Origin of the sequence: Pseudalkalibacillus sp. Hm43 (genome assembly GCF_051842935.1) — a bacterium.
Lineage (GTDB): Bacteria > Bacillota > Bacilli > Bacillales > Fictibacillaceae > Pseudalkalibacillus.
Genome location: NZ_JBPXRR010000001.1, coordinates 2,311,956 through 2,322,618, shown reverse-complemented (window position 1 = coordinate 2,322,618; position 10,663 = coordinate 2,311,956). Strand labels below are relative to the sequence as shown.

Below are 10,663 nucleotides of genomic sequence, written 5' to 3'. Positions count from 1 at the left end.
AATGGCATTATTTGAATGGATTGCTGAAAGACAGTATGACGATATTTTGTACGAAACATATAACGGAATCGCGAAGATCACGATCAACCGACCTGAGGTTCGTAATTCGTTCCGTCCTAAGACGGTTCACGAATTGATCGATGCATTCGCATACGCACGTGACGATTCCGATATCGGAGTCATCGTGTTGGCAGGTGCTGGGGACGATGCATTCTGTGCTGGTGGAGACCAGAAGGTACGTGGACATGGTGGATATGTAGGAGACGATCAAATCCCACGATTGAACGTACTTGATCTTCAACGCTTGATCCGTGTCATTCCGAAGCCAGTCGTTGCGATGGTTTCCGGTTATGCAATCGGAGGCGGTCATGTTCTTCACGTTGTGTGTGACTTGACGATTGCAGCGGACAACGCGATCTTCGGTCAAACTGGACCGAAAGTCGGAAGCTTTGACGCTGGTTATGGTGCAGGATACCTTGCACGTATCGTCGGACATAAGAAAGCGCGTGAAATCTGGTACCTTTGCCGTCAATACAATGCAGAAGAAGCGAAGGAAATGGGACTTGTCAACACAGTCGTTCCACTTGAAAAGCTGGAAGAAGAAACTGTGCAATGGTGTTCTGAGATGCTTGAGAAATCACCGACTGCGATCCGTTTCTTGAAAGCTTCCTTCAACGCGGATACAGACGGACTTGCAGGATTGCAGCAAATGGGCGGAGACGCTACATTGCTTTATTACACAACAGACGAAGCGAAGGAAGGCCGCGACGCGTTCAAAGAAAAGCGTAAGCCGGACTTTAAACAATTCCCTCGTTTCCCTTAAGCCGAATAATTCCGGGGAGATTTGTAAGTAGCCACTACTTATGAATCTCCTTTTTTAACTAGAATCGTGGAGTGGTACATATGGAAGGACAAGTTATGAAAAATTGGCTGCAGCAGAGGGCGTACTTGACCCCGAATCGTGTTGCACTCGTTTTTGAAAATCAAGAATGGACGTATGAAGAACTGGATACAGAGGTGAGAAGTCTTGCGCGGAAATTGAGCGGAAAAGGTGTCCGGGAAGGGAATCATATCGCTTTCTTGATGGACAATCATCCAGAAACGGTCATGCTGATTCATGCTCTCCATTATTTAAATGCGGTGATGGTACCACTGAACAAAAGGCTATCTCCGGCAGAGTTGGACTATCAGCTGCAGGATGCAGACGTTGATGTGTTGGTTGTTGACCAGCGGCATCAATCAGTAGCAAAAGAGCTTCAGTTTGAGAACGTCTTCACGCTGGGCGAAATTTTACAAACCGAAGAAAGCACGTTCGGATTGAACGATTCCATCGATCTTGATCAACTTCATTCCATCATCTTCACATCTGGTACGACGGGCTATCCGAAAGGGGTCATGCTCACATATGGCAATCATTGGTGGAGTGCTACCGGTTCGGCGTTGAATCTCGGCATTCATGACAGTGACCGCTGGTTATGCGCTGTCCCTCTTTTCCATGTGAGTGGATTGTCTATTGTGATGCGGAGCGTCATCTATGGAATCACGATGGTACTGCACACCGGTTTTGAGGCAAAAGAATTCATCAGGTCTGTGCATGAGAACAGGGTGACCATTGCATCGGTTGTCAGCGTGATGCTCTCGAATGTCTTAGATTCAGAAGCGTTCAAGACATTTCCAGAATCGTTCCGGTGTATGCTCTTAGGTGGCGGCCCTGCTCCTCTTCCTCTTTTAAAAAGATGCGAAGCAGAAGGAATCCCCGTTTTTCAAACGTATGGATTGAGTGAATCCGCATCGCAAATCGTCACATTAGCACCTGATGACAGCTTCCGTAAGCTCGGTTCAGCCGGTAAACCACTGTTCCCTTCTCAAGTGAAAATCGTTCCGACGAATGATGAGGATGAGCAAGTAGGCGAAATTCACGTGAAAGGACCAAACGTCACGACGGGCTATTATAAAAAGGAAGCCGTGAACGTGGATAAGATCAGGGATGGATGGCTCGCGACAGGGGACATCGGATATTTGGATGAAGAAGGCTTTCTTTATGTGTTGGACCGGCGGAAAGACATGTTTGTTTCAGGTGGAGAGAACGTGTATCCAGCAGAAATTGAGGCTTGTTTATCCGGGCACGAAGCGGTGGCGGAAGTAGGCGTGATCGGAGCCGCAGATGACAAATGGGGGAGAGTACCTGCCGCTTTCGTTGTTGTCCGGAACGGGGCTGAAGTCAGCGAACGATCTCTCATCGACTATTGCGCAGAACGCCTTGCAAAATATAAGGTGCCGAAAGTCATCCATTTCATTGATCAAATTCCTAGGAACGCTTCAAATAAGATTTTACGGAAGGATCTACATCCACTTTTGAAAAAGGATGATCATCATGAAGGTTGAACGCGTCTCAATTCATAAAATCAAGATGCCTTTGAAGCAGCCTTTCATTACAGCATTGAATACGGTCCATGAACGCAAACTGCTGATCACTGAATTGACTTTCCAAGACGGGACGGTCGGCTGGGGTGAATGTTCAGCGTTTGATACGCCTTGGTACACGGAGGAAACGCTCGACACCTGTTTGCATGTCCTTTCCACGTACCTCATCCCGGCTTTATATGAGATAGGAGAGTTCGACCATCCAAAAGCAATCCATGCTTTGTTCAATCGTTATCGTGGACATCATATGGCAAAGTCGGCCATCGAAACGGCTTTGTGGGACGGTTATGCGAAAAGCTTGGATCGACCATTGTTCCAAGTGCTTGGAGGTCAATCAGGTGAAATAGAGGTCGGTACCGCAATCGGAATGCAGTCTGATAAGGAAGCACTTCTTCAAAGAATCCAAGAAGCCGTGGATATCGGCTATAAGCGGATCAAGCTGAAAGTGAAGCCTGGAGAGGATTTGGAGGTTTTAGAAACCGTCCGCTCTCATTTTCCCGATGTGCCTTTGATGGTGGATGCCAACTCCAGTTATACGTTGGCGGACCTGAATCATTTAAAGAAAATGGATCGCTACAACCTGATGATGATAGAGCAGCCTTTAGGTTCACGAGATTTTGTGGAGCATGCGGAATTGCAAAAAGTCCTCGACACACCGATATGTCTGGATGAAAGCATCACTTCTTTTGAAGCGGCGCAAACAGCCATCGCGTTGAAGAGCGCACAGATTTTAGCGGTAAAATTGAGTCGTGTAGGTGGACTGGCAAAAGCCGTTCGGATCCATGATCTTTGTAAAAGAAACGGAATCGAGGTCTGGGCTGGTGGGATGATCGAGTCCGGTGTGGGCAAAGCGCATAACATGGCGTTAGCGACACTAGACGGATTCGCTTATCCTGGAGACATTGCAGCCTCCTCGAAGTATTGGGAGAAGGACATCATTACACCTGAAATCGAGGTACAGGATGGTAATATCATTCTTTCGGAGAGGCCCGGCATCGGTTATGAAATCAATATGGGGGCATTGAAGGCTCATACAGAAGAGACGTTGGAGTATTGAAGGATGCATTTTACCGTATCATTCAAACCGATCCGGTTACATTAAAAACGAGCAACGATTGCGTTGCTCAAATAAACGTGTGGAGTGATCGACTTGCCAAGAAACAAACTCTTAGTACCTGGTGCAAAGAATTCATTGGAACAGATGAAGGAAGAAACCGCCGCTGAAATGGGGGTTCAACTAGGTGGCAATACGTCCTCTCGCGCGAATGGTTCTGTTGGAGGTCAAATGACCAAGAAACTCGTTGCGCAAGCTGAACAGCAACTGAGCAACAACCAACAGCAATAAAGGAAAGTGGCTGGTCCGGAAATATGGATCAGCCACTTTTTTTCATATAGGGTCGTACCGTGAACACGAGGGTAAATCATGTTTGACGATACTAACACCAATAGATCATTGCTAGCCCTACAATCTTACTTAATCACTCCACATGCTATCCGTGCTCCTGCATCTCCTGCTGGATTCGTCTTGTAGTCGTCGGCTTTTTCATGGATGACGAGGGCACTGCCGTCTTTATCGACCAATGAATTCGCTTTCCCTTTTTCCAACGTGACATGTTTCGTGATCGTCGTCATGGACACCATGCCATCTTCATCCACCTTCAAATTCGGCAGATCACCGGCATGATACCCTTTCGGATTTTCAAATCCGTGTTCCTTGGTGACTGGATTGAAGTGCTCACCTGCAGACTTGAAGTCCGGTGCTTCACATTTTCCGGTCTCATGGATATGGTAGCCGTGCACACCAGGAGAAATATTTGAAACCTTCAACTGGATCATGACGCCTTTCGGGGTTTGGGCCAGTCGAGCATGTCCGATCTTTTCTTTATCGGGATTGAATATCTCAACATCTTTGTAGCTTTGGGTATGGTGATTTGCCTGGTTCGAGACGTTGACAGGCACAGATTCATTTTCCTTTGCTTGTTGCTGGTCTTGATAGGCGCAAGCAGCAAGCCCGGAAATGACCAGAAATGCGGCAAAAGTGCTGATCAGCCATTTGTTCATCTTCCATCTTCTCCTTCGCGATATGATCCATATTATTTTTTACAAAACTAGGATAAATATGTAAAATGTTCTACAGGAACCGATATAGAGAATAAGACTAGATATCGAGTAGAAAATAGGGGACTTGGGGCATGTTTAATCGAATTCAAGAGGAGCATTTGCGCGCAATTTTCAATGGGTTCAAAGATATGGTGTTTCTGATGGCAGTGGACAAGGGACCATCCTTTCGTTATGTGACTGCCAATGATTCTGCACTCAAGTTTTCCGGAGTGGACGAATCCTCTTTCGGTAAAAGGATGCAGGATGTGTTACAGGAGGATGTTTTTGTAGAACTCCAAAAAGCATATGAAACGGCCTACTATTCTAAAGAACCTTACCACTATGAAATTGAAACCGAAGTGATGGAAGAAATCATGGTCGGGGAGACGATTTTGACTCCCATACTGAACGATCAGGGGACATGTACGCATGTACTTGCTGCGGTTCGGGATATCACGAATAAGAAGAGGATTGAGAACGAGCTGCAATCGAGTAAAGAACGGTACAGGTATTTGTATGAGAATACCCCTGCGATGTATTTCACCTTGAACAAGGAAGGGACGCTGCTTTCCTTTAATGAAACAGGCTCATCGAGGTTGGGATTCACGAACCAGGACCTCATCGGTCAATCGTTTTCCAATTTCATAGACTCTCGGGACAAGGAACGTTACAACCACTTTATCCGACAGATTAAACCGGGTGTGGATCAATGTATTGAAGTTCGACTTTTACATAAAAACAACCAATCATTCTGGGTGTCCCAGCGCATGAACGTCATATCGCCAAGAGTCGGTGAAACGGAAATCGTGTGTGTCAGTTATGAGGTGCAGGAACAAAAGGAAACGGAAGCACAGTTAAAAGGTCAGAAGCGAATTTTCGAGCTGATCGCGACAGACATCATGCTAGAAGAAGTGTTAGAAGTGACAGCCAAAACGTTAGAAAGCCATATTGATGATACGTTCTGTACGATCCATCTATATTCAGCGGAAAAAGAAGTGCTGCAACTGGCATCGGCACCCTCCATTTGCGAAAAGCATTCGTTACAACTCGCGGAAATGACTGTCGGGGAAGATGTGAGCGGGTGCGGTCGTTCAGCCTCGTTAAAAAAGCCGGTCATCGTTTCTGATATCGAGGATGACCCTTTGAGTCTGCATCTTCATCACTTTTTCTATGAGCATTCGATTCGGGCGTATTGGGTGATGCCGATTCTATCGAGCAACAATGAGCTCCTCGGAATCGTAACGATCTATAGTTTGAAAAACCGACTTCCTAGCAAGCAGGATGAGCGGTTGATTAAGATGTACACTGATATTGCGGTCATCGCGATTGAACAAAAACAGACGAAGCAAGCGTTGAAGGAAAGTGAAACACGGCTGAACATCATGACGGAAAACATGTCTGACCTGATCGTTCTATTTGACCGAAAAGGCCACATCAATTACGTTTCACCAGCCTATAAGAAAATTTTCGGCAGAGCTCCGATGTTGGAGAACAAGTTCATCGATCATGTTCATGTAGAGGATCAAGAGGCTGTACTGGAAAGCTTCGGACGGTTGTTCCAAACGAGTGAACGGCAAGACGTAGAATGTCGATATCGCAATGCTGAAGGGGAGTATGTCGTCATCGAGGCACGGGCGATGCCTGTTTTGGATGAGAACGATCAAGTGAAACAGGTCGTCGTCGTTGCGCGCGACATCACGAAACGGAAGAAGACGGAAGAAACGATTAAACATATGGCGTATCATGATTCGTTGACGGATCTTCCAAACCGGAGGAAGTTCCAGGAAGACCTGGACAAGCTCATCCATCGAAGTAAAAACAAAAATTTGATTGCAGGTGTATTGTTCCTCGATATGGATCGTTTCAAGGTCATCAATGATTCACTAGGTCATGCATTCGGTGATCGTGTCCTTTCCGTAGTCGCTACTAGGCTCAAGAGCTTGATTGCTGAAAAAGGTCAAGTATATCGGATGAGCGGAGATGAGTTCACGATCCTGATTCCGCACGTTATCCATATTTCGGATTTGAACAATATTACCAAGCTGGTATCGCAGTCCTTCAGGCAACCGATCGTCATCGAGGAACATGAATTCCACATTTCATTCAGTATCGGAGTAGCGCTGTATCCAGATGATGGGGAGGATGTCGAGTCATTACTGGCGCATTCCGATATGGCCATGTACCGGGCGAAAGAAAAAGGCCGGAACTCGTACGAATTCTACCGACCTTCGATGAACATCAACAATTACGAGCGACTTGTATTGGAAAATGACCTACATAAAGCGATTGAGAACGAAGAGCTACTGCTGCATTATCAACCTCGCATCGATGTTGCGACCAATGAAATCATCGGTGTCGAAGCACTTGTCAGATGGAAGCATCCACAATGGGGACTGATCTCTCCAGGAGAATTCATTCCACTTGCAGAAGAAACTGGCTTGATTGTTCAGATTGACAACTGGGTTCTGAAGGAAGCATGTCTACAAAATAAACGTTGGCAGGAACAGGGGATTCCCCCAATCCGGATGGCGGTCAATTTTTCCGCGCGCCAATTCTTGCAGCGTAATCTAGCCTCTTCGATCCGGAAAGTATTGAAAGAGGTCGAGATGGATGGCAAATGGTTGGAGATTGAAATTACTGAAAGTACATTGATGAAATATGAGGAAAGTATCGTCCAAAGCCTTGAGGAGCTGGAACGGATGGGAGTCGGAATCGCCATCGACGATTTTGGAACCGGCTATTCCTCCTTGAGCTATTTGAAAAAGTTCCATGTCCATGCTCTGAAGATCGATCAGTCCTTCATTAAGGGAATCGGTAAAAGTCCAGACGAGGCTGCAATTGCAAGAGCGGTCATCACGTTAGGACATAGCATGAAGATGCGCGTCGTTGCAGAAGGCGTTGAAACAGAAGATCAGTTCGCGTTCTTGAAAGAACAGAACTGCAACGAAGTTCAAGGCTTCCATTTTTACCGACCGATGGATGTCAGCAGTATCGATCAGCTCCTGAAAGAAAAAACGGTCACACCTCTCTTATGAGTGGATAGCAGAAGTACGTCCTTCAGTTCTAGCACCTGAACCTGATTAATAGAATGGTAGTAAATGATCAGGGAGGAGCGGGATCGAATGGCGTATTTTTTGCTATCATTCATGGCGTTTACGTTCTTTACTTTAGGGGTGTGTGGTCTTCTTCAACGCTTTATCAGGATTGACACGACGGACTATGATGTCTATCATTTATGGGAAGAGTTTGATTTGAAAAAAGAGGATTATAACCTCTGACGAATTTTTTTGAGAAATTGAGGAACAGCGTGTGTGGAACAGACCTTTGAGATATACAGTGGGAGTGCTCCTGATTGTCGCTCTCATTATCGGAATCAACTTCATAGATGACCAATTTGCTGCTGATGTTCCTGAAGCATCTGACGCAGTAAGGGTAGTGGCAATCGGGGATTCGTTGACCTTCGGTAGCGGAGATCCCGAGCGAACCGGTTATATTGGACGAGTCCAACAAGGCATGACGACAGCCATCGGTCAGCAGGTGATCGTGAACCGCTACGGCATCCGCGGATATCGCAGCGATCAGATCATGGTACACATCCAGGACGTTGAGGCGAAGCAAAAGATCTCTCAAGCCAATTATATTTTTCTTTTCATCGGCACGAACGACTTCATCCAGGCCGCGCGACGGGATTTGAATTCAATCAATCCGACCGAAATGGAAGAGAAGAGAGCGTTGTTTCAGGAGAATCTGACACAGCTCATCGCCCAAATCCGTCAGGACAATCAATTTGCACCGCTCGTGCTGATCGGGATGTATGATCCTTACACAGACTTCGTCAACCATGACCAGTTGAACGAGATCCTCGGTAAGTGGAACCAGGTGACCAAAGGGATGGTCAATGACTTTCCGAAAACGTATTATATATCGACGATCGACTTGTTTTTAGATAAGGAAAAACAGCGCTACTTCAAGGATATCATCCATCCGAACCCGGCAGGTTATCAGCTGATTGCCAACCGCGTGATGAATGAACTACGACGAAATGCGTTAGTGAATTAAATAAATGCGAGAAGACTCATCGATTGATGAGTCTTTTCTATTTTGAGAGCTTTTGAAATTGAGGTAGCGAAATCTTGCCCGGAAAACACAAGATGATTGCATTTGAGGAAAAGATGAGAGGGCCTACCTTATCATCCCTGAAAACGATGAAATACTAAATTTGGGGAAGGGTAGAGGGCCTATCCTCCTCGAAAATCAGGAAACACTGGATTTGGGGAAGGGTAGGAGCTCTATCCTCCTCGAAAACGAGGAAACACTGAATTTGGGGAAGGATACAGCCTTTATGAGTGGTTCATTTTCGGAATCCAGCGCTTTCAACACCTCATACATCCTCTATGAGTAGCCCATCCGCCGTTTCACATACTCATAGACTGTCCATCTCCATCTCCACTAATGACCACAAAGAAAAAGCTGGCCTGACATCCAAACAGTTGGATCTACCAGACCAGCTCTTTCCACAAAAAAGCTCTTTATTTCATTGCCATATCGTTTTCGAGCTTGCCGTTCATGTCGATCATGAACCCGATTTCTCTTCCAAGAAGTTGAGAAAGCTCTTTCGCTTTCTTCTCACTTTCGGATTTGATTTGTTCTATGGTGAGTTCCCCTTTAAGTTTTGAAGAACCTACGATAATCATTAATTCCCCTTTTTCAAAAAACACGATCTTCATATATGTCTAACCTCCAAAATAGAACTAGATTCTAACTATACTTTTCGCTGCTGTGGTGGGAAGATAGGGGGTAATGATCAAGTCGATTGACGGGAAAATTTTCTGTAATTATGTAAATGATTGTCATGTTCACTCGGAAAAAATGATATGATGGAGCTAACAGGAAAACAGGAGGCAATACTTGTGGAAAAAGTGACAGATCTCATCTTGCTCGTGGCAACGTTGTTCGTGACAAAGCTGAAAACACTTGTTATGGCGATTTGGGCCTATTTAGATTTCTTCTTAGAAAATTTTTGGGTACAATTCGCGCTTGTCACTATCCTACTTTATGCTGTCCTTCGAACGGCAGAAAAGCTCTACTTGTGGTATATGTATCACAACTATATGCATCGGAAAATTGAGAACAGTCTTTCGAGTTTCATAGATTTTGAATTGTTCTTCAAACATCTGACGGATAAAAAACGCTCAAACGGAATCGTGCCGGATTTGAAGTTTACGAAAAACCGTCTGCATCAATATAATCAGACCGAATTGAAGCTGTTATCGTCCTTCATCCAGACGTTACATAGAGGCTATCGCGATCTAAGACCTGGTGTGTGGGTTGCGGCGTTCCTGTTAGGTGTTGCAGCGGCCTATATCTTGAATGTCATCGACTTCGAGAACCTGACGTTCAACTTCGAAACCGTACTGAAAACAGCAACGATCATCGCCTTCTGGTATTTGATTACGCTCTTCCGCTATACGAATCGGAAAAAGAAAGTGGCACAAATGCTTGGACTTATCTCGACAAGCTCGAAAGAGAAGAGCTTACAATCGGAAAATGAATTGGAATTGAAAGAACTGAATCCATCACATTAAAACAGAACGGGGCTCCATGCCCCGTTCTTTTCTATGTGTACATTAAATAGCTGTTATATCTTGAATCAGATTTGCGAGAGGGATGTTGCCTCGATCCAGCACTAGATCAAGTTCAAACAAGTAATGGCCCTGTGCTTTGAACGTGATGTACAAAAGTGCACACGTGTTCAAGATCGGTTCTTCATAAACGAAAACACCATTTTCATCAAACTCGACTGGAACCAATGTCCCTCTTTCCGAGATGAATAGGTCAAAATCATGTCGATCTTCAGGATTTCCGAGCGTTACGATCACCTTTGAAGGCTTATCATCCGGATTTCCAGTTGTAAACGCACAGACCTGAAATGCTTGTTGTTCATAAACTCGCACTGTTCGTGATAAATTACTTGTCAAACTTTCCTGTGGTAGATCATTGCCATTTTGGGCATTGGCTGCTCTCCTGTTTTGCCGGTTGTTACTAACATTGTTTCTTCCATTGTTCCTTACTGGAGACACTCGATCCCTAAAGGGTTGGAACCATGAATCGTACATTCTATCAATCCTTTCATGCAATT

The 10,663-nt window shown here is 45.3% G+C and carries 11 protein-coding genes; 8 read left to right on the top strand and 3 right to left on the bottom strand.

All coding sequences use genetic code 11. The features are described 5' to 3' along the window. Position 1: 1 nt before the first annotated feature. The 4 genes from menB to ACSVDE_RS12280 all read left to right on the top strand — a co-directional run bounded on the left by menB (position 2) and on the right by ACSVDE_RS12280 (position 3,769). Positions 2-823: a 1,4-dihydroxy-2-naphthoyl-CoA synthase gene (gene menB, locus ACSVDE_RS12295; protein ID WP_439301179.1), complete on the top strand. Its 822-nt coding sequence runs from the start codon at positions 2-4 to the stop codon at positions 821-823. Between the two features lie 80 nt (positions 824-903). Then, positions 904-2,385, top strand: a complete 1,482-nt coding sequence (locus ACSVDE_RS12290; RefSeq protein ID WP_439301178.1) for an o-succinylbenzoate--CoA ligase — start codon at positions 904-906, stop codon at positions 2,383-2,385. Next, on the top strand, positions 2,375-3,481 hold the full coding sequence (gene menC / locus ACSVDE_RS12285) for an o-succinylbenzoate synthase (protein WP_439301177.1): 1,107 nt from the start codon (positions 2,375-2,377) through the stop codon (positions 3,479-3,481). Before ACSVDE_RS12290 ends, menC begins: the two co-directional genes overlap by 11 nt. A 93-nt stretch (positions 3,482-3,574) precedes the next feature. Further along, positions 3,575-3,769 (top strand): small, acid-soluble spore protein, alpha/beta type, encoded by a 195-nt coding sequence (locus tag ACSVDE_RS12280; protein ID WP_439301176.1) that lies wholly within the window; start codon positions 3,575-3,577, stop codon positions 3,767-3,769. Positions 3,770-3,894: 125 nt separating this feature from the next. Here ACSVDE_RS12280 and ACSVDE_RS12275 read toward each other — a convergent pair whose 3' ends face one another. Further along, positions 3,895-4,485 carry a superoxide dismutase family protein gene (locus ACSVDE_RS12275; RefSeq protein ID WP_439301175.1) on the bottom strand — a complete coding sequence of 197 codons (591 nt, stop codon included), beginning with the start codon at positions 4,483-4,485 and terminating at the stop codon, positions 3,895-3,897. Positions 4,486-4,616: 131 nt separating this feature from the next. Between ACSVDE_RS12275 and ACSVDE_RS12270 the strand changes: the two genes are divergently transcribed. The 3 genes from ACSVDE_RS12270 (at position 4,617) to ACSVDE_RS12260 (ending at position 8,583) form a co-directional block, all read left to right on the top strand. Beyond that, positions 4,617-7,559 carry a bifunctional diguanylate cyclase/phosphodiesterase gene (locus ACSVDE_RS12270; RefSeq protein WP_439301174.1) on the top strand — a complete coding sequence of 981 codons (2,943 nt, stop codon included), beginning with the start codon at positions 4,617-4,619 and terminating at the stop codon, positions 7,557-7,559. An 87-nt stretch (positions 7,560-7,646) separates the two neighbouring features. Next, entirely contained in the window at positions 7,647-7,802 is a 156-nt protein-coding gene (locus ACSVDE_RS12265) for a hypothetical protein (protein WP_439301173.1), read from the top strand. 46 nt (positions 7,803-7,848) lie between these two features. Continuing rightward, entirely contained in the window at positions 7,849-8,583 is a 735-nt protein-coding gene (locus tag ACSVDE_RS12260) for a GDSL-type esterase/lipase family protein (protein WP_439301172.1), read from the top strand. A 470-nt stretch (positions 8,584-9,053) separates the two neighbouring features. On the opposite strand, the gene ACSVDE_RS12255 is transcribed toward ACSVDE_RS12260, so the two are convergent. Beyond that, positions 9,054-9,251, bottom strand: coding sequence for a hypothetical protein (locus ACSVDE_RS12255; RefSeq protein WP_439301171.1), 198 nt, complete (start codon positions 9,249-9,251; stop codon positions 9,054-9,056). Positions 9,252-9,434: 183 nt separating this feature from the next. Between ACSVDE_RS12255 and ACSVDE_RS12250 the strand changes: the two genes are divergently transcribed. Then, positions 9,435-10,109, top strand: coding sequence for a hypothetical protein (locus ACSVDE_RS12250; protein ID WP_439301170.1), 675 nt, complete (start codon positions 9,435-9,437; stop codon positions 10,107-10,109). Between the two features lie 42 nt (positions 10,110-10,151). On the opposite strand, the gene ACSVDE_RS12245 is transcribed toward ACSVDE_RS12250, so the two are convergent. Next, the gene (locus tag ACSVDE_RS12245) at positions 10,152-10,640 is read right to left on the bottom strand and encodes a hypothetical protein (protein WP_439301169.1); all 489 of its coding nucleotides are present in this window, start codon (positions 10,638-10,640) and stop codon (positions 10,152-10,154) included. Between the last annotated feature and the right edge of the window lie 23 nt (positions 10,641-10,663).